Origin of the sequence: Streptosporangium sp. NPDC049078 (assembly GCF_040648855.1) — a bacterium.
GTDB lineage: Bacteria > Actinomycetota > Actinomycetes > Streptosporangiales > Streptosporangiaceae > Streptosporangium.
On sequence record NZ_JBEZEL010000025.1, the window covers coordinates 64,117 to 87,749 of the forward strand.

Here is a 23,633-nt window from a genome sequence, read left to right on the forward strand (position 1 = left end):
CCTGCGCTGGGAAGCGGTCGGTTCACTGGGTGTCGAAGGCGTGGGGGGTGTGCACCCTGCGAAGCTCCTCGCCGCCGCCGAGGTACATGTGCACCCCGCACGGCAGGCACGGATCGAAGCTCCGCACGGTGCGCATGATGTCGATGCCCTTGAAGTCCTCGGGCGGGTTCTCCTCGAAGATCGGCGTGTTCTGCACCGCGTCCTCGTACGGTCCCGGCGTGCCGTGCACGTCGCGGACGCTGGCGTTCCAGGGCGTCGGCGGGTACGGGTGGTAGTTGGCGATCTTCCCGTTCCTGATCACCATGTGGTGGGAGAGCACGCCCCGCACGGCCTCGGTGAAACCGCAGCTGATCGCCTCGTCGGGAACCGTGAACGGCTCCCAGGTCTGGGTACGGCCCGCCCGTACCTCGGCCAGGCCCTGCTCGACGAAGTAGAGCGCGCACGCCGCCGCGTAGGCCTGGAAGTAGGTGCGGGCCCGGTTGCGCTCCAGGGCGTTGGACAGCGGCTGCCCCTTGAACTCGGGGATCTTCCACTCGAACGTCTTCTCCGGCCTCAGCGCCGTCCGAGGCAGATTGATTTGCACGCTGTGGCCGGTCGCCCTGACGTAGCCGATGTCGACCCTGCCGGACAGCGCCGTCGACCAGAGCCTGGCGATGGGCCCGCCGCCGGTGTCGAGCGCGAGCGCGTCCTCCCCGTCGAACCAGCGGGGCGACATGACCCAGCTGTACCTGTCGCTGAAGTCGCGTTTCTGCGGGTGTGGGATGGTGTGCTGGTTCCACGGGTGCCGGATGTCGACCGGGTTGCCCAGCGGGTCGTGGGTGACGAACGGCTCCTGGTCCTGCCAGTCGTCGTAGTAGGAGCTGCCCAGCAGGATCCGGATGCCGAGGTTGATGTCGACCAGGTCGTTGGTGACCAGCTTGCCGTCGACGATCACCCCCGGCGTGACGTACATCTCGCGACCCCAGTCGCTCATGTTCCGGTAGGTGAAGTCGCAGTGCTCGGGGTTCTGGAAGCTTCCCCAGCAGCCGAGCAGCACCCGCCTGCGGCCGACCTCCTCGTAGCCGGGCAGCGCCTGGTAGAAGAAGTCGAACAGGTCGTCGTGCATGGGCACGACCCGCTTCATGAACTCGACGTAGCGCATCAGCCGGGACAGGTAGTCGGTGAACAGCTGCACCGTCGCGACCGTGCCCACCCCGCCCGGATAGAGCGTCGAGGGGTGTACGTGCCTGCCCTCCATGAGGCAGAACATCTCGCGGGTGAGGCGGCTCACCGCGAGCGCCTCGCGGTAGAACTCGCCCTCCAGCGGGTTCAGCGACCGCATGATGTCGGCGATGGTGCGGTAGCCGTGGTCGCCCGCGTGCGGGGCCTCGGTGCGCTCGGCCATCGCCAGCACCCCGGGATTGGTCTCGCGGACCATCTTCTCGCAGTAGTCGACCCCCACCAGGTTCTCCTGGTAGAGGTTGTGGTCGAACATGTACTCGGCGGCCTCGCCCAGGTTGACGATCCACTCGGCCAGGGCGGGAGGCCGCACCCCGTACGCCATGTTCTGCGCGTAGACCGAGCAGGTGGCGTGGTTGTCGCCGCAGATCCCGCAGATGCGGCTGGTGATGAAGTGGGCGTCGCGCGGATCCTTGCCCTTCATGAAGATGCTGTAGCCACGGAAGATCGACGAAGTGCTGTGGCACTCGGCGATCCGCCGGTTCTTGAAATCGATCTTGCAGTAGATGCCGAGACTCCCGACGATCCTGGTGATGGGGTCCCAGGCCATCTCCACGAGGTCGGGGTTCTGCTCCGAGGTCGTCATGTCAGCTCCAGGGCGCCTTGTAGCCGGTCAGCAACTCGCGCCCCTTGCGGCGCCATTTGGGTTCCTTGTCGACGGTTCGCAGGGTGACGCCGCGCAGCGCGCGGACGACGGTCCCGTACGCGCCGCTCACCGTCGAGGAGATGTGCGCGCCGGGCGGTTCGTCCATGAAGGGCATGAACTTGTCGGGGAAACCCGGCATCGTGCAGGCGATACAGATGCCCCCGACGTTCGGGCAGCCGCCGATCCCGTTCATCCAGCCGCGCTTGGGGACGTTGCACCGGACGACCGGCCCCCAGCAGCCGATCTTGACCAGGCACCTCGGGGAGCCGTACTCGGTGGTGAACTGGCCCTGCTCGTAGTAGCCCGCCCGGTCGCACCCCTCGTGGACGGTCTGGGTGAACAGCCACGTCGGGCGCAACGCCTCGTCGAGCGGGATCATCGGTGCCTGCCCGGCGACCTGGTAGAGCAGGTAGAGGAGCGTCTCGGAGAGGTTGTCCGGCTGCACCGGGCAGCCCGGCACGTTGACGATCGGCAGTCCCGCCTTGGACCTCCAGTCCCAGCCCAGGTAGTCGGCGACGCCCATGGCCCCGGTCGGGTTCCCCGCCATGGCGTGGATGCCGCCGTACGCCGAGCAGGTGCCCGCGCACACGATCGCGGTCGCCTTGGGCGCGAGCAGGTCCAGCCACTCGCTGGTCGTGATGGGCTGGCCGGTCTCGGGGTCGTTGCCGAACCCGGACCAGTAGCCCTCCTGCTTGATCGTCTCGTTCGGGATCGAGCCCTCGACGACCAGGACGAACGGGTCCAGCTCGCCACGCCTGGCCTTGAAGAACCACTCGATGAAGACATCGGCGCCCTGCGTCGGCCCGGACTCGAAGTCGATGAGCGGCCAGTGCACGGCCACCTTGGGAAGCCCGGGAAGCGCGCCGAGCACGATCTCCTCGATGCTCGGCTGGGTCGCCGCGGTGAGCGAGACCGAGTCGCCGTCGCAGCTCAGCCCGGCGTTGATCCACAGTATGTGGACGACGGGCTCCTCTTGCTCCCGAGCTCTGCCGCTCGCTGTGTCCGTCGGCGCTGCCATGACGCCTCCCACTCCTCGTGATGTCTGCGGAACGTGAAGGGGGAGGGGGCGGGGTTCTCGGGTTCTCCTCACCCGGGTGTGCGCCCGGGCTGCCGGGCTCACCCCGGGCTGTGCGCTCGCGGTATCGGCGCCGATCCGAGCGCGTGCCAGGTCAGTTCCCGAAGGACGTGGTAGAGGGTGGTCTGCGCCTCCTGGATCCGGTGCACCGAGGAGGAGGGGACGACGAACAGGTGGTCCAGGACGCCCCGCTCGGACAGTTCGGCCAGCCTCCCGCCCCCGCCTCCGGCCAGCCCGACGGTGAGCATGCCCCGGTGGGCCGCCTCCTCGAACGCCCGGACGACGTTGGCCGACCCGCCGCTCGTGGACAGTCCGACGACGATGTCCCCCGGACGGCCCAGCGCCGCGAGCTGCCTGGCGAAGACCACCTCGAAGCCGACGTCGTTGGAGAGCGCGGTGACCACGGCGACGTCGGCGGTCAGGCAGAGGGCGGGCAGGGCCGGGCCGCGGCAGGGCCGTAGGAAGGCGGTGGCGACCTCCTGGGCGTCGGTGCTGCTCCCGCCGTTGCCGAAGCTGAACAGCCGCCCGCCCGCGACGAACCGCGCGGCCATCTCCTCGGCGCACGCCGCGAGCTCCGCCGCCGACTCCGCGCCCATCCGCTCGCGCAGCCGTACGATCTCGCCGGTCTTCTCCACGGCCGATCGCATCGCCTCCGCCTGCACCTCCGTCGTGCCGAGATCGGCCCGGCCGAGGTGCTCGTCGTGCTCGGGGTGGTCGTAAAGGAAGGGGTACAGGTCGCGCACGCCCTCCGCGGGCGTTTCGTCAAGCGCGCTCATCGCCGTCCTCCTCCTCGACGCCGTCGTCGCTTTCCTCGGGGCTCTCCTCGTCGCTCTTCCTGGCGCTTCCGCGCGCGACGACGGCGATGGCCTCCCTGGCGTGGACGAGAACGGTGTCGCCCACCGCGGGGTCGACCAGTGCCACGCTCACCTCTTCGAGGACCCCGCCCGCGTCGACGATCGCCAGGTCCCCCTCAAGCAGCCTGACCACGCTCATCGGCAGTGCCTGGTCGGAACAGGTGACGCAGACACCGTCGGTGCAGTCCTCGGGCCCGTTCACCGGTCCGCCCCTCGCGCGGGCGGACCGAGCCGGTCGAGGAACACATGAACCAGCTCCCACAGCAGGTGATAGGTGGTGACGTGGACCTCCTTGACCACGGCCGGCTCGTCGGACGCGGCGACCAGGATGTGGTCGGCCGGAAGGCGACCGGTCGTGGCGCGCCCGCCCGGGGTGTGCTCGCCTGTGATGGGCCCGGTCGGGAAGTGGCCCGTCGCCCCGCGCCCCGGAGTGTCGCCCTCACCGCCGCCGGCCAGGGCTCCGGCCAGGGCGATGGTCAGCAGGCCGAGCTCCCCGGCGGCCTCCAGACCTCGCAGAACGCTCGGACACCGGCCGTCGCGGAAGATCCCCAGGGCTGTGTCGGCGGGGTCCGCCCAGTGGCGCACCTGGTGGGCGAAGACCTCGTCGCCGCCCCCGCCTTTCCGGCCGTCCCCGCTCTGCCGGTGGTCTCCGTCCTCCCCGCCTCCGGCCACGCCGTTCCCGCGATCTCCGTCGCTCTCGCGGCCCGCGTCGTTCATCGGGTCGGCCGTCGCGATGTCGCCGCTCAGCGCCACGGCGGGGAGTGCCCTCTTGCCCACGATGACCGGGTGCATGAACTCGACCGCGATGTGCGCGGCGTCCGCGCTCGCGTCGCCGAACACGATCAGCTTGCCGCCGAGACGAAACCTCGAGGCCATGGCGCGAGCGGCGCACGCGACACGTTCCACCTCACCCGTCAGAGCGCGCCCGGCGTGACCCCGTCGCGCGAAGGCGGCGATCACCGTCGACTCCGTAACCGGTATGACCACCGGTGGTGAGAGAGGCGTTGTTCGCGTACTCGGTGTGCCAGGCATGTCGACGCTCCGTATTTCTCACGGTAGTCGCCACATTACGATTGGCCGTTTCAGCCCCGACACCCCCGGCTCGACAACCAACGGCAAAGCTCTGATCATCCACGTAACCTTCCCGTCCAGATCATGCGGGCCCCGGAGGCATTCCCGTGGGGACGGGAAGGATGGCGGGATGGGCGTGGGGCGGGGAACACGGGTCAGGGTCAGGATCAGGATCGAGGGAATCGTGCAGGGGGTGGGATTTCGCCCCCACGTCCACCTCCTCGCCCGGCGCCTGAACCTGTCCGGGTGGGTGGGCAACGACGACCGGGGTGTGTTCGTCGAGGTCGAGGGGGAGCCCGGTGACCTCGAGCGCTTCCGGAAGGGCCTGCGGGACCAGGCCCCGCCGCTGGCGGCGATCGACCGTCTGACGGCCACCGAGATACCGGTACGCGGGGACCGGGGGTTTCGCATCGTGGCCAGCCGAGAGGGGAACCACCGGTTCACCCTTGTCTCACCTGATGTCGCGACATGTGATGACTGCCTGTCCGAACTGTTCGACCCCGCCGACCGGCGTCACCGCCACCCCTTCGTCAACTGCACCAACTGCGGGCCGAGGTTCACCATCATCCGGGACGTCCCCTACGACCGAGCCGCCACCACGATGGCCGGGTTCGCCATGTGCGGGGAGTGCGAGAGGGAGTACCTCGACCCGTCGGACCGCCGGTTCCACGCCCAGCCGATCTGCTGCCCGGCCTGCGGCCCGGTCCTCCGCCTCCTGGACGGCGGTCTTCGCGGCGCCTCGCACGCTCGTGATCCGGGCGGCGGTGATTTCGGTGACGGCCCGGATCCCCCTGGTCCGAACGGCGGCTCGCATGTCCACGGACCGGGTACCGGGCATCCCGGTAAGAGGCCGGACGACGGCGTCGATCCGATCGTGGCGGCGGTGCGGGTGCTGCGAGCGGGAGGCGTCCTGGCCGTCAAAGGACTCGGCGGGTATCACCTGGCGGTCGACGCCACCGACGAGGAGGCCACCCGGACCCTGCGCTCCCGTAAGCGCCGCGAGGAGAGGCCGTTCGCGGTCATGGTCCCCGACCTGCGCACCGCGCGGGCGCTGTGCGAGCTGGACGCCGAGGGCGAGCGGCTGCTCACCGGCTCCCGGCGTCCGATCGTGCTGCTGCCCCGCCGCCCAGGAGGCGCGATGGCCGAAGCGATCGCGCCGGGCGACCGCCGCCTCGGCCTCATGCTGCCGTACACGCCGGTACACCACCTGCTCGCCGCCGAACTCGCCCGCCCGTACGTTCTCACCAGCGGAAACCTCTCCGACGAGCCCATCGCCTACCGCGACGGCGACGCGCTCACCCGGCTCGCCGGGGTCGCGGACGCCTTCCTCACCCACGACCGGCCGATCCACGCCCGCGCCGACGACTCGGTGCTGCTCGCCGTAGGAGGGGGCGCGGTGCCGCTGCGCAGGTCCCGGGGGTACGCCCCGGAGCCCCTGCGGCTCTCACCGCCCGCCCACCGGGCGGTACTCGCCTGTGGCGCCGAGCTGAAAAGCACGTTCTGCCTCGCGCGGCAGGAGCACGCCTTCGTCTCCCACCACATCGGCGACCTGGAGAACTACGAGACGCTGTGCTCCTTCACCGAGGGGATCGAGCACCTCCGGCGCCTGCTCGGCATCACCCCGGCGCTCGTCGCCCACGACCTGCATCCCGAGTACCTGTCCACGAAGTACGCCCTCGACCTGGAGGTGCCCGGGTCGGTGGACCTGACCGGCGTGCAGCACCACCACGCGCACATCGCCTCCTGCCTGGCCGACAACGGGGAGCGCGGCCCGGTCATCGGGGTGGCCTTCGACGGTCTCGGCTACGGCACCGACGGCACCATCTGGGGCGGTGAGTTCCTGGTGGCCGACCTGACGGGCTTCACCCGTGCCGGGCGCCTGGCGCCGGTGCCGATGCCCGGTGGCACCGCGGCGATCAGGCAGCCCTGGCGGATGGCGGCCGCGCACCTGCGCGCGGCCTACGGTGACGCGCTCCCCGAGGACCTGCCGGTCAGGGTCCGCCACGGCCCGCGCTGGGACGAGGTGGTCGCGGTGGCCGAGTCCGGGACGAACTCCCCCCTCACCTCCAGCGCCGGACGCCTGTTCGACGCGGTGGCGGCGATCCTCGGGCTCCGCGACACCGCCGGATACGAGGGGCAGGCCGCGATCGCCCTGGAGCAGTGTGCCGACCCCGTGGAGAAGGGCACCTACCGGGCCAGGATCGTCGACGACGGGCCGCTTCTGACGATCCTGGCCGCGGACCTCGTCCGCGCGGTCGTGGAGGACACGCGCGCCGGGGCGGTTCCGGCGCTCGTCGCGGCCCGTTTCCACAACGGCCTCGCCGCCGCTGCCGCACGGGTGTGCGCGCGGCTGCGCGAGGACACGGGCATCGGTACGGTCGCCCTGTCGGGTGGGGTCTTCCAGAACCGGCTGCTGCTGGACGGTCTCGTCACCGCCCTCCGGCTACGCGGGCTGCGGGTCCTGACCCACCGAACCGTCCCTCCGAACGACGGCGGCATCAGCTTCGGCCAGGCCGCCGTGGCCGCGGCCCGCGACACCCTCGGCCTTTTTTGAGCGGGCACGCCGCCACCAGGCCCGGACCACCGGGCGCGCCGTCACCGGGCCTGGACAGCCCGGTACGCCGTTACCGGGCCTGGACAGCCGGGGCACGCCGCTACCGGGCCCGGACCGCCGGGCGCGCGGTCGTGGGGCCTGGACCGCCGCGCCGGGATCGTCGTATCAGGGCCGGTACGTGCCGAAGTACCAGATGTTGCCCTCCAGATCCTTGCAGGCGTAATCGCGGGAGCCGTAGTCCTTGTCGGCCAGCTCCATGGTGACCTCCGCCCCGGCCGCGACGGCCCTGGCGTGGTGGGCGTCGGGGTCGTCCACGGCGACGTAGACTCCCGGCCCTCCCGGTTCGCCCGGACTCGTCATGATCATTCCGGTGCCGGCGATCAGCTCCCCGTGACCGACGCCCCCGTCGGCGGTCGTGTGGAGCTCGTGGACCTCGAAACCGAACGCCTGGACCAGCCACTCGACGGCCTTGCCCGCGTCGCGGTAACGGACCAGTGGATACACCGTTCGCATGTTCTCTCCTCTCATGTAGTGATCACCACGATGTCACCGGCGGGAGCGTCAGGGCTTGGAAAAATCTGACCTGTGGACCTCCTCCCCGAGGGAGGTCGCGCCCAAGGTTCTTGATCACCCGATGGCGCGAGGGGGAGACGCCAGACCGCGGGGAGTGACGCCCGCCATGGCCCTGAACTCGCGGTTCATGTGAGCCTGGTCGTAGTAGCCGCAGACGGCGGCGGTGTCGGCCGGCGACATGCCGGACCTCAGGCGGCCGGAGGCGTGCTCGAAGCGCAGCACCCTGGCCGCGGCCTTCGGCGCCAGCCCGATCTGGTCGTGGAAGCGGGAGACGAGGTGGCGGTGGCTCCATCCCAGCTCGGCGGCTATCGAGGCCACGGACATGGTGCCCCGGGTGGCGACCAGCCGCTGCCACGCCCAGCCGACGCGGCGGTCGGGCAGCGGTGCGTCGCCGATGCGCGTGCTGAGCGCCTCGTCCAGCAGAGCGATCCTGACGGCCCCGTCGGGAGCCTCCGCCAGTCGCGCGACCGTGGCCGTGGCCCACCCCCCGAGAACCTCCTCCAGCGGAACCACCCGGTTGGCCAGCTCCCGCAGGGGCATCCCGAGCAGCCGCCTGGCCCCGAGCGGTGTGAGGTTGACCTGCACCCCCTCGGAGATCCCGGTCGTGGTGGTGTCGACGTAGGTGTCATGCAGGCCACCGGCGAACGAGGCCAGCCGCTGGGCGCCCTCCGGGCCGTCCAGCGTCAGCGGCGCACCGAACCCGAAGATCATGACGACCCCGGCGAACGGCGGCTGCCGCCGGGGCATGGGATCGGCGTAACGCTCGGTGTAGGCCGACAGGTGCGTGACGTAGGGCCGCAGGAAGGCTCCCGGCTCACTCTCGGTGAAGGTCAGGCCCTCGGTCACCGCCGCGTCGTTCACGCCCCGACCATAGCCGCCGCCCCCGACAGTCCGGCAGCCCTGATCATGGCCGCCGCCCCGGCGGTCCAGCCGAGCCGTCCATACGGCCCCATCCGTGCGGCCCCATCCGTGCGGCCCTGACTGCGCGGTCCTCGGCCGTGCGGCCCTGACCGTGCCCCGACCATGGCCACAGCCCTCGACGGTCCGGCCCCCGCGGACGTGGAGAGGGCGCGCCCGGACCCCCGGACGCGCCCTTTTCCGCCGATGGCTCTCAGGCCCGCACCCTTGAGGAGGTCAGGCCGGTGTGGTAGGCGAGGAAGCTGAGCTGGTCGGAGGCGAGCTCGACGGTCTTGCTCACCGCGCGGGCCCCGTGACCGGCCTCCGCCTCGTTGCGGAGCAGGATCGGCCGCTCCGAGGCCTGTGCGTGCTGCAGGGCGGCGCACATCTTCCAGGCGTGCAGCGGATGGACCCGGGTGTCGGACTGGAAGACGGTGAACAGCGTCGCAGGGTAGGACACGCCCTCCCGAACGTGGTGATAGGGGGAGTAGGAGTGCAGCCAGGCGAACTCGTCGGGCTTCTCGGCGGAGCCGTACTCGACGTTCCACGTCGCGCCCAGGCCGAACAGCTCGTAGCGGATCATGTCGAGCAGCGGCGCCGAGCAGACCACCGCGGCGTAAAGCTCCGGGCGCTGGGTCAGGGCCGCGCCGACCAGCAGGCCGCCGTTCGAACCACCGGAGATGGCCAGCTGCGAGGACGTGGTCACTCCGGTGTCGATGAGGTGCTCGGCCGCCGCGTGCAGGTCGTCGAACACGTTCTGCTTGTTGGCGAGCATCCCGGCCCTGTGCCACTCCTCGCCCTGCTCGCCGCCGCCGCGCAACTGGGCGATGGCGTACGTACCCCCCGCCTCGACCCAGCTCAGGACGGACGCCGAGTAGCCGGGGGTCATCGAGATGCCGAAGCCGCCGTAGCCGTACAGGACGGTGGGGCGCGGCCCCTCGACACCGGGAGGGGAGATCACCAGCATGTGGACCTCGCTGCCGTCCGCCGAGAGGTAGGTCACCTGCTCGGTGGTGATGGCGGGCACCTCGATCGCGCCGGGGGAGGACGCCCAGAGCGTCGTCTCACCGGTGCGGGCGTCGTAACGCTGGATGCTCGGCGGCGTGGTGTTGTCGGTGTAGCCGAACCAGGCCTCGTGGCCACCCTCGGGGCGCTCGCTGATGCCGCCGATGGTGCCGAGACCCGGGGTCGGCACCTCGCCGACGCGCTCGCCGGTGACCAGGTCGTGGACCGAGATCTCGCTGATCGCGTGACGGGTCCAGCCCACGAGCATCACCGGCCGGTCGAGATCGTCGAGGATCGCGAAGTCGGTGAGCACGGCCTCGGGATCCTGCGGGATCAGGTCACGCCAGTTCTCGAACCGGGGATCGGACGGATCGGTCACGCAGACGCGGGCGCGCGGGGCCTCCCGGTCGGTGAAGACGTACAGGCGGCCGTCGCGGCCGAAGTGCAGGGCGCTCTGGGCGTCGACCCCCTCCTGGACGACGACCAGCTCGGGTGAGGAGGGCGAGGACGCCTGGAGGTCGGCCACCCACAGGTCGTTGCGCGGCGCCGTGCCCCTGGAGGCGGAGATCTGCAGCCAGCGGCCGTCGCGGGAGACCGCCACCCCGTAGTAGTTGGTCTTCTCCAGGCCCTCACCGAAGATCAGGACGTCCTTCTCGGTGGAGGTGCCGACCCTGTGCAGGTAGACCCGGCGGTGGAACTGCTCCTCGCCCTCGGGTACCTCGGTGGAGGGCAGTCTGCGCACGTAGTAGAAGGCCTCGCCGCCCGGCAGCCACGCCACGGGGGAGTAGCGGCACCGGTCGATCGGCCCCTCGATCCGGTCGCCGTACGCGATGTCCATCAGGTAGAGGCTCGATTCCTCGTCACCGCCCACCGAGACCTGGTAGGCGAGCAGGCGGCCCTCCTTGTCGGGCTGCCAGGAGTCGAGGGTCGTCAGCCCGGTCGGGTCGAGCGCCATCGGATCGAGCAGCGCCCGCTCGGAGCCATCGGGGTCCACGGTGTAGAGGACGGCGTGCTCCTGCCCGGGAGCGCGCCGCATGAAGAACCGCCGCTCCCCGCGCCACGTCGGTGCGCCGATCGACCCGGAGCCGAGCAACTCGGCGATCCGGGTCTTGAAGCCCTCACGTCCGGGAAGGGCGTCCAGCTCGGTCTCCAGCAGTCTCTCCTGCCCCACCAGCCAGTCCTTCGTCGCCGGATCGTCCGGGTCCTCAAGCCACCGGTAGGGGTCGGGAACAGGAACACCGTGGAGCTCGTCGACGAGCTCAAGACGGCTGGCTGGAGGATACGGCTGTCTCGTCATGGCTGGAACCCTACGACCTAAAGGCCGCGAGACGCGGCCATTGCGCGGGCGGCGTATCCGATCTGCGGCAGGAGGAGTTAAGAACTGGTAATGCGGGCATAAAACGTATCAGGTGTCTCTCCAGTCATTTATGGGTGGCGAGAACCAGGTAGCAGCAGCCAAACTTGGTGAAGGACGGTGCCGTGGTGAGCATCCGCTGGGCCGTCCGGCGGAGGTCCTCGTGACGGAAGCGCCCGGGCCCCAGGAGGGGCCGCCAGCCGGGGCACGCAGTGGCGTGCCCCCTCATGTGACATGTCGTGCGGCGGGAGAGGCCCGCTGATGCGCCAGGTCCTGCTCTTGAACGCCACCTACGAACCCCTGACCACCCTCTCCCTGCACCGGGCCGTCGTGCTCGTGCTCAGGGAGAAGGCCGATGTCGTGCACCGTGACGGGCGGGGCGCCGTGTTCCGCTCGGCGAGCCGTACGCTCGACGTCCCCTCGGTGATCAGGCTTCGGAGATATGTCCGGATCCCATATCGGTCACGGATCCCGCTGACCCGGACCGCGCTGATGCGCCGGGACGACTACCGGTGCGCCTACTGCGGCCAGCGGGCCGAGACCATCGACCATGTCATCCCGCGCTCGCGAGGCGGCCCCCACACCTGGGAGAACTGTGTCGCCTCGTGCACGACGTGCAACCACCGCAAGGCCGACCGCATGCTGGAGGAACTGGGGTGGACGCTCAACGTCGCCCCGGTGGTGCCACGCGGCGTCCACTGGCGGTTGATCGGCGCGCACATCGTCGGCGATCCCCAGTGGGCGCCCTATCTCGCGGAGAGTGCGGCCTGAGGTCCGGCACCCGATGACGAGGTCGCCGCGCCACCCGGTGGAGCGCGGCGGCCCCGTCATGCCCGGTGAGCCGGACCTTATCCGCTGGCACGGAAGATCCCCGATGGGCACAATCACCTCATGACGTGGATCTTCACCTCCGATGTCGAGGCGTATACGGGCGTGGCGGAGCCGTGGCTGCTACAGGATCCGGTTCGCAACACCCTCCTCCTCACGGTCCTGCGTGCCATACGCAACGGCCTGTGGGGTGACGACCCGCTGCTGGGACGGCTGGAGCGTGACGGCCGGGTCGTGGCCACGGCGATCCAGACGTCGCCCCACGCCCTCATGCTCCCCGCGATGCCCGCCGACACGGTGCCCGAGCTCGCCACCCGCCTGATCGAGACCGAGAGGGCGATCTCCGGTGTGAGCGGTCCGCTCTCACCGGCCGAGACGTTCGCCGCCTCCTGGTGGCGGCCCGAGGCGAGTCGCCGTGCCGAGCGCCTCTACCGGCTCGACGCGCTCGTCCCCCCGAAATCCCACGTGGCAGGGGCCTCCCGGGTCGCCGTCGCGGCCGATCTCCGCCTCCTGGTCCGGTGGAGCGAGGAGTTTCAGGCCGAGGCGAAAGGTGTCGGCGACATCGACCTGACCGCGCTGGTGGCGAGCAGGATCGCGAGACGGGAACTGGTCGTGTGGGAGGCGGGCGGGCGGCCCGTCGCGTTCGCCGGGGTCTCCGCGCCCATCGGCGGGATGAGCCGGGTCGGCCCGGTCTACACGCCTCCCGAGTCTCGCGGAAAGGGCTACGGCACCGCGGTCTCCCACGCGGCGAGTGCCAAGGTGCGGGCCGAGGGCGCCACGGAGGTGTTGCTCTTCACCGACCTGTCCAACCCCACGTCCAACTCGATCTATCAGGCGATCGGTTATCGGCCGGTGAGCGACCACGTCTCCATCACCTTCACGTGAGCGAGCGCGGCGAGCTGGGTAACCTGGGTGCCATGCCCAGATACGACTTCCGCTGCCGCGCCTGCGGGTCCACCTTCGAGATCTCCCGCCCGATGGCCCGCTCCGACGATCCGGCGCCCTGCCCCGAGGGACATGACGACACCGTCAAGCTGCTCTCCACGGTCGCCGTGACCGGGGGCTCCGCGAGCTCCGCGGGTTCCGCCGCCGCGCCCCGCCCTTCCGGAGGCGGCGGCGGGTGTTGCGGAGGCGGCTGCTGCGGTTAGGAGCCGAGGTCCGCGCGGTGGGGAGCCGGAGCCGTCACGGCGGCAGGGCTCCCGTCGCGGACTGTCACCCGGATCGGCTCGCGCCTCCGGGTGACAGCTCGAATCGAAACGGCCGGTCCGCAGCCGACAGCGTGCGACCGTGGGCTATGCGGCGGCGCGCTTTCCCTGGAAGGGCAGGAACGCCTCGGCCCGGTGCGGGCGGGCCGGCACGAAGGTGGGCTCGGTGGCGATGATCCGGTCGAACCTGAACGCCCGGATCGCGCCGCGCAGGCGGCACATCCCGACGAGATACCAGTGTTCGCGGTGAACCATGCAGGTCACCGGGTCGACATCGCGGACGGTGACCCGCCCGGAGACGTCCTGGTAGTGGAGACGGATGACGAGGTTTGAGGTGATGGCGTTGGCGATCGTCCGGGCGCGGTCGGCGGTCTCGGCGGGCATCGGCTCGGTGAGGGTCGCCAGGGTGGTGGCGACGATGTCGTCGTCGAGCTCCATCTGCTCGAAGGCGTGACGCAGGCCGCTGCGGGCGGCGTTGGCCTGCGGACCCGACCCCAGATGCGCCATCGACAGGGCGAGGGCGGCGATCTCGGCAGTCGTGAGCGGGGCGGTGAGCTTCATGACGTTAGTCATACCCAGATAATACGTCCGAGCACTGACATTTTTTCGAACTTCCTGTCGGGTAAGGCATCTCTACCCGACAGGAAGCCCAGGTCAGCGGGACAGCTGTGACAGGTCGCGCGAGGCACCGGTGGAGGCCGAGGTGGTGAGCGCGGCGTACGCCTGCAGGGCGGCGCTCACCTGGCGCCGGCGGTCGCGCGGCCGGTAACCGCCCAGGTCGGCGAGGAGCTTCTCGCGGCGGGCGGCCAGCTCCTCCTCGGGGACCTTCAGGTCGATCGAACGGGCGGGGATGTCGATCGCGACGAGATCGCCGTCCTCGACGAGGGCGATGGTGCCGCCCTCGGCGGCCTCGGGGGAGGCGTGGCCGATGGACAGCCCGCTCGTGCCGCCGGAGAAGCGGCCGTCGGTGACCAGCGCGCAGTCCTTGCCCAGCCCCTTGCCCTTGAGGAACGAGGTGGGGTAGAGCATCTCCTGCATGCCGGGCCCGCCCTTGGGGCCCTCGTAGCGGATCACCACGACGTCGCCGGCCTTGACCTTGTTGTTGAGGATGCCCTCGACCGCGTCGTCCTGCGACTCGAAGACGACGGCCGGACCCTCGAACCGCCAGATCGACTCGTCGACCCCGGCGGTCTTGACGATGCAGCCCTCGGTGGCGATGTTGCCGTACAGGACGGCGAGGCCGCCGTCGCGGGTGTAGGCGTGCTCGGCGTCGCGGACGCAGCCCTCGGAGCGGTCGAGGTCCAGCTCCTCCCAGCGGGCGCCCTGGGAGAAGGGCTTGACGGTGCGGGCGTTGCCGGGGGCCGCGTGCCACAGCTCCAGCGCCTCGGGCAGCACCTGCGGTGACTTCGGGTCCCAGCGGTCGAGGTAGTCGCCCAGGGTGCCGCCGTTGACGGTGTAGGCGTCGCGGTGGAGCAGTCCGGCCCGGTCGAGCTCGCCCAGGATCGCCGGGATGCCCCCCGCGCGGTGGACGTCCTCGACGTGGTACTTCGCCGTGGCGGGCGCGACCTTGCACAGGCAGGGCACCCGCAGCGAGATCTCGTTGATCTCCTTCAGCCCGAAGTCGACCTGGGCCTCGCGGGCCGCGGCGAGGATGTGCAGGATCGTGTTGGTCGAGCCGCCCATCGCCACGTCCAGCGCCATGGCGTTCTCGAACGCGTTCTTGGTCGCGACGGCGCGCGGCAGGACCGTCTCGTCGTCCTGCTCGTAGTAGCGGCGGGTGATCTCCACCAGCCGGCGCCCGGCGTCCTCGAACAGCTTCCTGCGCGCCTTGTGGGTGGCGAGGATCGTGCCGTTGCCGGGGAGCGCGAGTCCGATGGCCTCGGCGAGGCAGTTCATCGAGTTGGCGGTGAACATCCCGCTGCACGAACCGCAGGTGGGGCAGGCGTTCTCCTCCATCTCCAGCAGCTCGGCGTCGGAGACGGAGTCGTCGGCGGCGGCGATCATCGGGTCGATCAGGTCGAGCTTGCCGTTGGGGGTCTTGCCCGCCTCCATCGGCCCGCCCGAGACGAAGACGGTGGGGATGTTGAGCCTGAAGGCGGCGAGCAGCATGCCCGGGGTGATCTTGTCGCAGTTGGAGACGCAGATCAGCGCGTCGGCGCAGTGCGCGTTGACCATGTACTCGACCGCGTCCGCGATCAGCTCCCGGCTGGGCAGCGAGTAGAGCATGCCGCCGTGGCCCATCGCGATGCCGTCGTCGACCGCGATCGTGTTGAACTCGCGCGGGATCGCGCCCGCCTCGCGGATCGCGCCGGCGACGACGTCGCCGACCTCGCGGAGGTGGACGTGCCCGGGGACGAACTGGGTGAAGCTGTTGGCCACGGCGATGATCGGTTTCCCGAAGTCCTCGCCGGCTACGCCCGTCGCCCGGAGAAGGGCCCGGGCCCCGGCCATGTTCCTGCCGTGCGTGACCGTACGAGACCTGAGGGCGGGCATGAGGCTTCTCCCATCATCGAAACCGTGTCTACAAATGGTACGGCTACCGCCCGGTGCGTGAGACGCCTGTCCAGGCCACGAGACATCCGGCTTCTCGCCACATGTTCCGCGAACACCGTACGAGCGTGATCGACGTACGGGGCCGGGGCGGCGAGGCGGGCGCGCCGGTCGCCGGGAGGGTTCCGGGACGACGACGGGGCACGGGGTGGGCACCGGGGCGACGGCCGGCGGGCCCGATACGGGCCCAGGGTGTTCTTCGACACTACCGAAGGTCTCCGCGCCCGGCGAACCCGGGGCGAACGGCAGCCGCGGAGAGCCCTCGATCACCTGCCGCGACGTCCACACGAAGACGTCCACACGAAAGGGAACGCGCGCTGGAGCGCGACCGGGCCCGCACTCGCGGGAACCGGGAGGGGAGGAGGACGGGAGCCGCCTGGCCGGCGCGTCGTGGCGGGGCGGGCTCCCGTCGGTCCCCGAAGGGAGAGATACGGCGGAGGTACGGGCGTGCCGGAAAGGGCTCGCGGGACAACCCGAAATCAGTTCTCCGGGTAGCGTGCGGGCAGGACCCGCTCGGCGGCCTCGAAGATCCTGTCGATCTCGGCGTCGGTGAGTGAGCGTTCCCGCTTGGTGATCCATTTACGGACACGACTGCCGTCGAATACGTCCACCTCGCGGACGTTGAGGACCTTCCAGGGGATGGCGGGGCCGTAGATCGCGAGGGACGGCACGATCGCGACCTCGTGGCCCAGCTCGGCACCGATCAGCTCGCCGGCCTGGGATGCCTCCCAGCGGGCCTCGTCGAGGCGGGGTTTCTGGTTGAACGGGCCGTGGAACAGCTTGCGGTGCGACTGGACGCGGACCGGCAGGCGCTTGTCCCACTTCTCGGAGTCGACCGCGTAGACGCCGGTGGGGCCCACGACCAGGTGGTCGATCTGCGCCTCGCTGCCGGGGATCGCGCGGGCGTGCAGGGTGCGGTAACCCCCGCGCTCCAGCCGTTTGAGCTGCATCTCCGTGCGCCGCTCCGCGACCGAGGCGCGCCGCCAGGCGGGCACGGAGGAGTTGGAGCGGGCGCGGAGCACCGTGTCGACGATCGCGGCCACCACGGCGGCGGTGAAGCCCAGCGGCCAGCTGGCCAGCAGGACGCCCGCGAGCACGCCGACGCCGACCGCGATGATGGCGCGGCGGCGCAGGTGGCGGTATTTGGGGTCGTCGAGCAGGTCGCGTAGCGAGGCGCGCTCAACAGGTGCGTACGTAGACGCTGGCGCGGCGGGTCGAGACGTCGGCCGATCTTCGGCCTGTCGGTCACTGACCCAAATCGGTGACGTAGTGTTACCGTCTTCTGGTACCTGACCGGAATCCACGTAACTCACGGTAGCTGACGTCCTCGGGGGTGCCTAGTATTGCGTATCTCATACTTTTGTGACCGCCGTCACCCGCTTGGCACTGCTATGAACCGGGTACCTTAGGGACTTTTCGCTCTGGATCACCGGGTGCCGCGCGGGGTGTGGATCACGTTCACGATCTTAACGTCCCGGGCGGCCGGCGGTCGCGGATCGAGGCCGCCACGGGGGTCTCCCCGGCCGGCGTGCCCCGCCACCCGGTGGCCCTCGACGGGTGATTCCGCGCCGGGTTACTTTTGAGGTGTGGACAGTGCGATCGAGGTCTTCGGCTTTCTCGTCGCAGTCTCCGGCGGTCTGTTCCTGCTCATCGCCCTGCTCGTGACGATGCCGGGCAGGATGCGCGACAGGGCCGCGAGGAGCACCTCGGCGGGCGCGGTCTGGCTGGGAGGCCCGCACGGCAGTGAACGGGGGATCACCGACTCGGTCCTCGTGCTCACCGAACGGCGTCCGGCGAGGGCTCCGGCGCCAGAGATCGACTGGGTATCGCTCGCGGTGACCTCCGAGCCGGGACGGCACACCGGCGGGGCGTCGGCGGCCTGGTGAACCCGGTGGTCCGGCGGATCGCCGGACCACCGCCAAACCGACAAAGGCGAGGTGACGAAGGATGCTCACCCTGACCTCGACACAGGGCGACGACGTCCGCGGGGCACTGCGCACCGCGGAACGGCGCACCGGGCTGCGTTTCGCCGCCTACCTCGGTCCGGCGATCGGACCGCGCCGCCACTTCTCCGAGCGGCTGCACGCCGCGCTGGGAGCCGACGCCGACAGGGCCGTGCTCGTCTTCGTGGACCAGCGGGGCAGGGCCCTGGAGATCGTCACGGGCTCCCTGGCCAGGGAGCGGCTGCCCGACGCGGAATGCCGCGCGGTCGCGACGTCGATGGCCGCGGTGCTCGGCCTGGGCGACCTGGTGGGCGGGCTGGTCACCGGGGTCCTGCTGCTCGCGGACCAGGCGTCGCGGCGCAGGTGATCCCGCCGGCCGGTCACGCCGGGGTGGAAGTGATCTTCCCGAAGGTCCGTCCGGGCGGAACGAGGTCGGTTTTCCCGGATAATCGGCTCGTGCTGAGGATCACGAGGGACGCGCCGCCGGGTCACTTCGTGCTGAGGATCACGCGGGACGCGTCGCCGGGTCACTTTCGCAGGCGCCCCACGGCGGAACGGGAGCCGGACGGGATCCTCGACTACGTCCAGGCGACGCTCGCGGACGCCCGCAGGAAGGTCAGGGGGGAGGACGAGACGGCGGCCACCCTGCTGCTCACGACGGGCGCCGCCGCCGGTGCCGTCGTCGTCGGGCTGCTGAACGGCCACTGGAGGCCCGGCGAGCTGTCCGGCAAGGTCGAGTGGCTCTGGTGGACGAGCGTGTTCTTCTGGCTGTTGGGGATCCTCGTGCTCACCGGAGCCCTCTGCGGCCGTACCTCCGGGCTCGCGGGCAGGGTCCTGGAGCGGCGCCGTTTCTACCCCGGCACCTTCGCCCGGGACGCGCCGCCGGAGCCGGACCCCCGGCTGGGGTACGGGGTGGGGCGGCAGGGCCGTGGCGCCGAGGTCAGGGTCGACCTGCTCGTCCTGGAGATCAGGAGACTCAACGCCGTCGGGGACGCCAAGCGGCGCTTCATCCGCCGCGGCGTCCTGCTCATGATGGTCTCCATCGCCTGCTGCGCGCTGGCGGTGTTCGTCGACGGCGGGCTCTGAGCTCCTCGGGCCGCACGATCAGTGCCGCAGAAGCCTCACCAGGTGCGCGCTGGTGTCCTCCAGCAGTGTCGAGGGCTTAAGCGCCGCGCCCGCGACGGCGGAGAACAGGGAGGGCAACCCCGGCAGCGGGAAGCCGTCGTCGCTGGAGGCCTCCCCGCCCACACCGTTCTTGGCCAGGGTGGTCCGGCTGCGCTCCCATGCCTCGATGACCTCCTCGGGGGAGGGCACGCCGAATCCGTGGCCCACCGGGGCGGCGTGGCGCAACCGCACCAGCGGGGTCTCGGCGAAGGCGAGAGCCACCTGGGAGCGCAGCGCGAGGTCCTCACGGAGGTCCGGATCGACCCAGTCCATCGCGGTGCAGGGGTTGCGGCAGTCGGCCACGCAGGTGGCCAGAGCCCCGGCCACCTGGCTGTGCTGGCGGTCGAAGTAGGCGCGCCATCCCTCGGGCGGCTCCCCGGCCACGCGCAGGGTCCGGTTCGCGGCCGACTGCTCGGCCCTGGTGTGGTCGCAGTCGCGGTCGCCGATCACCCCGAACCTGCTGTCCGGCGCGGTGAGCCCCTCCGGCCAGCGCGCCGGGTCTCCGGCGTTGCCGAGCACCGGTTCGAAGGCGAGCAGCGGGAGATACTCGCTGGCGATGTGGAGGGCGGCGACCATGGGGCTCAGCTCGCGGCGGTGCCACCTGACCGCGATGACCTCCAGCAGCAGCCCGTACGCGGGCCGCAGCGACTCCAGCGCGCCGCGCGGCTGCTCGCGGGGCGTCTGCGGCATCGTGCAGGCCCGCGCTCGCCGCCGAAGGTCGTTCGGCACGGACCGTGCCTCGACGGCGAAGTCCTCCGCGTCGAGGGAGAGCAGCCGCTGGCCGAACTCGCAGACCGCCTCGATCTCGTCCGCGTCGCGTACGACACCCGAGGCGAGGGCTCCGATGTCACCGAAGGCGTATCTCCGGGCCAGGGAGATGAGCAGGTCACGCGCTGATTCCACGTGATTTACCCTCTCATGCCCCAGGGACGACGGGACAGGTGTCCACACACGGCGAGATGCGGGGTACCTCCCGCGCTTACCGGCATTCCTTCCAGTGTCCGTCAGGAACCACTTAAAACTTCACCGGGGGTCGACCCGGGCGGTGCGGGACGGCTCCGCCCGGGTCTCGCGGCCGGGTCAGGCCGCCGAGGCGTCCTTGGCGCGGGTTGTCCCGGGCGGTGTGTGATGGCTCCGCCCGGGTCTCGCGGCCGGGTCAGGCTGCCGAGGCGTCCTTGGCCTGGGCGCGCAGGGCGCGGCCGATGCCGTCGGCGCCCTCGAGCAGCAGGCGCTTGAGGGCGTGCGGCGGCTGGGTGGACGAGATGAGGTCCTGGGTCCTGGCGACCGTCTCGGGAGAGATGCTCAGCGCCGGGTAGCAGCCGTTCGCGAAGTTCTGGGCGCTGTCGGAACTCCAGGACGCCCAGATCCCGCCGATCTCCTCGAAGTACTTCGCCCCGTACGGCTCCAGCAGCTCCGGGTGGCGCGGGTCCATGAAACCGGCGATCGTCGAACGGAGCAGCGCCCCGCTCAGCTTGCCCTCGGTGATCGTGGTCCAGGCGTTCGCCTTGCCCTCGGCGGTCGGGATCGCGGCGCCGCAGAGCGCGGCGGAACGCTCGCCCGTCGCGGTGGCGTCGCGCAGCAGCTCCTGGGCGATGTCCTCCTCGCCGAGCAGGCCGCCGGAGACCAGGGCGCCGGTCAGCGTCCAGCGCAGGTCGGCGTCGACGGTGAGGCCGTCGAGCACCGTCTCCCCGTCCAGCAGCCCCTTCAGGAACGCCAGGTCCTCGGTGGAGGTGGCCACGGCCGACAGCGCGTTCAGGTAGGCGAGCTGGTGGTCGGAGCCGGGCGCGGCCTCGCCGACCAGGCGGCGCAGCGCGGAGGCGAGCCTGGCCAGGCCCTCGGGGCGCCAGGCGGGGTCGCCGTACTGCTGGACGGCGAGGCGGGCCTGGCGGAGCAGGGTCTGGGCGACGGTGATGTCGGTGACCGACTCGATGTTGGAGACGACCAGGGTGAGGTAGTCGCGGGTGGCCATCTCCGCGTCGCGGGTCATGTCCCAGGCGGCCGACCAGCACAGCGCGCGGGGCAGCGACTCGGTGAACCTGGCGATGCCGCCCTCCGTCAGGGTCCGCAGCGACCGCTCGTCGAGCCTGACCTTGGCGTACGTCAGGTCGTCGTCGTTGATCAGGATCAGGTCCGGCTGGACCTCGCCGACCAGCTCGGCCACGGCCGTGCGCGCGCCGACGACGTCCAGCTCGACCCGCCTGACGCGGACCAGCTCGCCGTCTCGCAGGGAGTACAGGCCGATGGCGACGCGGTGCGAGCGCAGCGTCGGGTAGTCGGCCGGGGCCTCCTGGAGGACGTCGAACTCCAGGAAACGGCCCTCGGGGTCGACGGTGAACGAGGGGCGCAGCGTGTTGACCCAGGAGGTCTCCAGCCACTCCTTCGACCAGGAGGACAGGTCGCGTCCCGAGGTGCGCTCCAGCGCGCCGAGCAGGTCCGCGAGCGTGGTGTTCTCCCAGGCGTGCTCGTTGAAGTAGTCGCGGACCCCGGCGAGGAAGTTGTCCAGGCCCACGTAGGCGACGAGCTGCTTGAGGACCGAGGCGCCCTTGGCGTACGTGATCCCGTCGAAGTTGACCTCGACCGCGTGCATGTCGACGATGTCGGCGGCGATCGGGTGGGTCGAGGGCAGCTGGTCCTGACGGTAGGCCCAGGCCTTCTCGACGTTGGCGAAGGTCGTCCAGGCACCCTGGCCCCAGCGGGTGGCCTCGGCCTGGCAGAGCACCGAGGCGTAGGTGGCGAACGACTCGTTCAGCCACAGGTCGTCCCACCAGCGCATGGTGACCAGGTCACCGAACCACATGTGCGCCATCTCGTGCAGGATCGTCTCCGCGCGGCGCTCGATCACCGCGTCCGTGACGCGCGAGCGGAAGACGTAGTCCTCCAGGAAGGTCACGCAGCCCGCGTTCTCCATCGCCCCGGCGTTGAACTCGGGGACGAAGAGCTGGTCGTACTTCCCGAACGGGTAGCGGACGCCGAAGATCCGGTGGAAGAAGTCGAAGCCCTGCCTGGTGACCTCGAAGATGTTCTCCGGGTCGAGGTGCTCGGCGAGCGAGGCCCGGCAGTACAGGCCCAGCGGGATGCCGTCGTGCTCGGAGGTCACCTTGTGGTAGGGCCCGGCGCACAGCGCGGTGATGTAGGTCGACATCACCGGTGAGGGCGGGAAGTGCCAGCGCTTGGCGGCCTGGAGCGCGCCGTGCCTGCCGTGGTGCTCCGGCAGCTCGTCGGCCGCGTCGGGCGCCGTGTTGGAGATGACCTCCCAGTGGGAGGGCGCGAGCACGGTCAGCTCGAAGGAGGCCTTGAGGTCGGGCTGGTCGAAGCACGCGTACATCCGGTGCGCGTCGGCCGTCTCGAACTGGCTGTACAGATAGACGCTCTTGTCCACCGGGTCGACGAAGCGGTGCAGGCCCTCGCCGGTGCGGCTGTAGGAACAGTCGGCGTCCACCCGCAGCTCGTTGGTCTCGGCCAGGCCAGGCAGCGGCAGCCGTCCGGTCTCCAGGTCGTAGCCGCTCACGTCCAGCTCGACGCCGTTCAACACCGCCGTGCGCACCTTGGCGCCGGCCAGGTCGACGAACGTCTCCGCACCCGGCCGGGTGCTGGTGAAGCGAACCGTGGTGACGCTCTCGAAGCGCTCCTCACCCTCGGTCAGGTCGAGCTCCACCGCATAGGACTGCACACTGAGCAGCCGTGCGCGCTCGCGCGCCTCGTCACGGGTCAGATTGCCTGCCACTACCGCTCCCTCTTCACAACTTCCCCCGCTCCATTGCTAAGGGGTGACTGAATCCTGCCACGTAAGGCCGCGGGCCGCCGCTTCACCTCGGACTGCGGACTGGTACCCCAGATCCGAGAATAAAGAGGCATGTCAAGGTATTAATCCACCTGTGGAATAGGGGACTCCGCTCTCCGGGTTGTCGCTACCGAAGAAGCCTCACGACCAGGAAGCCGGAAAAGATGACTGAGCGAACCCCTGTCGATCTCTGGTTCGATCCCTTCTGCCCGTTCGCGTGGATGACCTCCCGCTGGTTGCTGGAGGTTGAGAAGGTACGGCCGATCGAGCCGCGCTGGCACATCATGAGCCTCAACGTGCTGAACGAGGACAAGGACGTCCCGGACAGCTACCGTGAGTTGATCGCCAAGGCCATCGGCCCGGTCCGGGTGGTCACCGCCGTGCAGGAGAAGTACGACTCCGAGACGGTCGGCCGCCTCTACACCGAGCTCGGCACCCGTCTGCACAACCAGGGCAGGGCCAGGGAGCTCGACACGCTCCGTGAGACGGTCGAGGAGGCGCTGGAGGCCGCGGGGCTCGACCGCGCCTTCGCCGACGCGATGGACTCGACGGAGTTCGACGAGGCACTGCGCGCCTCGCACAACGACGGCATCGACCGGGTCGGCCAGGAGGTCGGCACTCCGGTGATCTCCGTCGAGGGCGTCGCCTTCTTCGGCCCGGTCATCTCGCCCGCTCCCAAGGGCGAGGAGGCGGGCAGGCTCTGGGACGGCGTGCGCCTGGTGGCGGGCACCGACGGCTTCTTCGAGCTCAAGCGCTCCAGGACCCGGGAACCGATCTTCGACTGATCCGCCTCTCCGATGTTTCCGCCCGCCGTGCGCGACCGCGGCGGGCGGACTCGCCCGCATGGGACGCCCTGCTCCCATACCAAGGTCGTCTTTGTGTGAGGGCGCGTTTCGGGTGCCCTCGCGTAACAAC

General features: G+C 70.5%; 21 protein-coding genes. 8 read left to right on the top strand and 13 right to left on the bottom strand.

All coding sequences use genetic code 11. From position 1 onward, the window contains the following. Positions 1–22 precede the first annotated feature (22 nt). The 5 genes from AB0B90_RS34700 to AB0B90_RS34720 form a co-directional block, all read right to left on the bottom strand. Positions 23–1,804 (bottom strand): nickel-dependent hydrogenase large subunit, encoded by a 1,782-nt coding sequence (locus AB0B90_RS34700; RefSeq protein WP_350949472.1) that lies wholly within the window; start codon positions 1,802–1,804, stop codon positions 23–25. A gap of 1 nt (position 1,805) precedes the next feature. Continuing rightward, positions 1,806–2,882, bottom strand: a complete 1,077-nt coding sequence (locus tag AB0B90_RS34705; protein WP_362926407.1) for a hydrogenase expression protein HypE — start codon at positions 2,880–2,882, stop codon at positions 1,806–1,808. Positions 2,883–2,980: 98 nt separating this feature from the next. Continuing rightward, the gene (locus AB0B90_RS34710; RefSeq protein WP_362926408.1) at positions 2,981–3,715 is read right to left on the bottom strand and encodes an SIS domain-containing protein; all 735 of its coding nucleotides are present in this window, start codon (positions 3,713–3,715) and stop codon (positions 2,981–2,983) included. Continuing rightward, the gene (locus AB0B90_RS34715) at positions 3,702–3,995 is read right to left on the bottom strand and encodes a HypC/HybG/HupF family hydrogenase formation chaperone (RefSeq protein ID WP_362926409.1); all 294 of its coding nucleotides are present in this window, start codon (positions 3,993–3,995) and stop codon (positions 3,702–3,704) included. The genes AB0B90_RS34710 and AB0B90_RS34715 overlap by 14 nt, the downstream gene beginning before the upstream one ends. Then, positions 3,992–4,669, bottom strand: a complete 678-nt coding sequence (locus AB0B90_RS34720) for a phosphoheptose isomerase (RefSeq protein ID WP_362926410.1) — start codon at positions 4,667–4,669, stop codon at positions 3,992–3,994. Before AB0B90_RS34720 ends, AB0B90_RS34715 begins: the two co-directional genes overlap by 4 nt. Positions 4,670–4,994: 325 nt before the next feature. On the opposite strand from AB0B90_RS34720, the gene hypF reads away from it, so the two are divergent. Then, positions 4,995–7,418, top strand: coding sequence for a carbamoyltransferase HypF (gene hypF, locus AB0B90_RS34725; protein WP_362926411.1), 2,424 nt, complete (start codon positions 4,995–4,997; stop codon positions 7,416–7,418). A 165-nt stretch (positions 7,419–7,583) separates the two neighbouring features. Here the strand turns inward: hypF and AB0B90_RS34730 are convergent, their stop codons facing one another. The 3 genes from AB0B90_RS34730 to AB0B90_RS34740 all read right to left on the bottom strand — a co-directional run bounded on the left by AB0B90_RS34730 (position 7,584) and on the right by AB0B90_RS34740 (position 11,190). Beyond that, positions 7,584–7,931, bottom strand: a complete 348-nt coding sequence (locus tag AB0B90_RS34730; RefSeq protein WP_362926412.1) for a VOC family protein — start codon at positions 7,929–7,931, stop codon at positions 7,584–7,586. 114 nt (positions 7,932–8,045) lie between these two features. Continuing rightward, positions 8,046–8,852 carry a helix-turn-helix domain-containing protein gene (locus AB0B90_RS34735; RefSeq protein WP_362926413.1) on the bottom strand — a complete coding sequence of 269 codons (807 nt, stop codon included), beginning with the start codon at positions 8,850–8,852 and terminating at the stop codon, positions 8,046–8,048. A 250-nt stretch (positions 8,853–9,102) separates the two neighbouring features. Further along, positions 9,103–11,190: a prolyl oligopeptidase family serine peptidase gene (locus AB0B90_RS34740; protein WP_350949480.1), complete on the bottom strand. Its 2,088-nt coding sequence runs from the start codon at positions 11,188–11,190 to the stop codon at positions 9,103–9,105. Between the two features lie 318 nt (positions 11,191–11,508). Here AB0B90_RS34740 and AB0B90_RS34745 point away from each other — a divergent pair, with 318 nt between their 5' ends. From AB0B90_RS34745 to AB0B90_RS34755, 3 genes are all read left to right on the top strand, one after another. Further along, positions 11,509–12,018: an HNH endonuclease gene (locus tag AB0B90_RS34745; protein WP_329084484.1), complete on the top strand. Its 510-nt coding sequence runs from the start codon at positions 11,509–11,511 to the stop codon at positions 12,016–12,018. A 120-nt stretch (positions 12,019–12,138) separates the two neighbouring features. After that, positions 12,139–12,960: a GNAT family N-acetyltransferase gene (locus AB0B90_RS34750; protein WP_350949481.1), complete on the top strand. Its 822-nt coding sequence runs from the start codon at positions 12,139–12,141 to the stop codon at positions 12,958–12,960. 32 nt (positions 12,961–12,992) lie between these two features. Beyond that, positions 12,993–13,223: a zinc ribbon domain-containing protein gene (locus AB0B90_RS34755; protein ID WP_350949482.1), complete on the top strand. Its 231-nt coding sequence runs from the start codon at positions 12,993–12,995 to the stop codon at positions 13,221–13,223. Between the two features lie 144 nt (positions 13,224–13,367). Here AB0B90_RS34755 and AB0B90_RS34760 read toward each other — a convergent pair whose 3' ends face one another. The 3 genes from AB0B90_RS34760 to AB0B90_RS34770 all read right to left on the bottom strand — a co-directional run bounded on the left by AB0B90_RS34760 (position 13,368) and on the right by AB0B90_RS34770 (position 16,927). Continuing rightward, positions 13,368–13,853 (bottom strand): WYL domain-containing protein, encoded by a 486-nt coding sequence (locus AB0B90_RS34760; RefSeq protein WP_350949483.1) that lies wholly within the window; start codon positions 13,851–13,853, stop codon positions 13,368–13,370. An 81-nt stretch (positions 13,854–13,934) separates the two neighbouring features. Next, positions 13,935–15,773 carry a dihydroxy-acid dehydratase gene (ilvD, locus tag AB0B90_RS34765; RefSeq protein WP_350949484.1) on the bottom strand — a complete coding sequence of 613 codons (1,839 nt, stop codon included), beginning with the start codon at positions 15,771–15,773 and terminating at the stop codon, positions 13,935–13,937. 536 nt (positions 15,774–16,309) lie between these two features. Beyond that, positions 16,310–16,927 carry a nuclease-related domain-containing protein gene (locus tag AB0B90_RS34770; protein ID WP_362926414.1) on the bottom strand — a complete coding sequence of 206 codons (618 nt, stop codon included), beginning with the start codon at positions 16,925–16,927 and terminating at the stop codon, positions 16,310–16,312. 489 nt (positions 16,928–17,416) lie between these two features. Between AB0B90_RS34770 and AB0B90_RS34775 the strand changes: the two genes are divergently transcribed. From AB0B90_RS34775 to AB0B90_RS34785, 3 genes are all read left to right on the top strand, one after another. Next, complete coding sequence (locus tag AB0B90_RS34775; protein WP_350949486.1) at positions 17,417–17,716, top strand: hypothetical protein; 300 nt, start codon at positions 17,417–17,419, stop codon at positions 17,714–17,716. 61 nt (positions 17,717–17,777) lie between these two features. Beyond that, positions 17,778–18,140 carry a DUF5130 family protein gene (locus AB0B90_RS34780; protein WP_350949487.1) on the top strand — a complete coding sequence of 121 codons (363 nt, stop codon included), beginning with the start codon at positions 17,778–17,780 and terminating at the stop codon, positions 18,138–18,140. Between the two features lie 89 nt (positions 18,141–18,229). After that, complete coding sequence (locus AB0B90_RS34785) at positions 18,230–18,859, top strand: hypothetical protein (protein ID WP_350949488.1); 630 nt, start codon at positions 18,230–18,232, stop codon at positions 18,857–18,859. An 18-nt stretch (positions 18,860–18,877) separates the two neighbouring features. Here the strand turns inward: AB0B90_RS34785 and AB0B90_RS34790 are convergent, their stop codons facing one another. Beyond that, on the bottom strand, positions 18,878–19,840 hold the full coding sequence (locus tag AB0B90_RS34790; RefSeq protein WP_350949489.1) for a hypothetical protein: 963 nt from the start codon (positions 19,838–19,840) through the stop codon (positions 18,878–18,880). A gap of 253 nt (positions 19,841–20,093) precedes the next feature. After that, a complete protein-coding gene (pepN, locus tag AB0B90_RS34795) occupies positions 20,094–22,661 on the bottom strand; it encodes an aminopeptidase N (RefSeq protein WP_362926415.1) in 2,568 nt (855 codons plus the stop codon). A gap of 221 nt (positions 22,662–22,882) precedes the next feature. Between pepN and AB0B90_RS34800 the strand changes: the two genes are divergently transcribed. Further along, positions 22,883–23,503 carry a disulfide bond formation protein DsbA gene (locus AB0B90_RS34800; RefSeq protein ID WP_350949491.1) on the top strand — a complete coding sequence of 207 codons (621 nt, stop codon included), beginning with the start codon at positions 22,883–22,885 and terminating at the stop codon, positions 23,501–23,503. Positions 23,504–23,633: the final 130 nt, after the last annotated feature.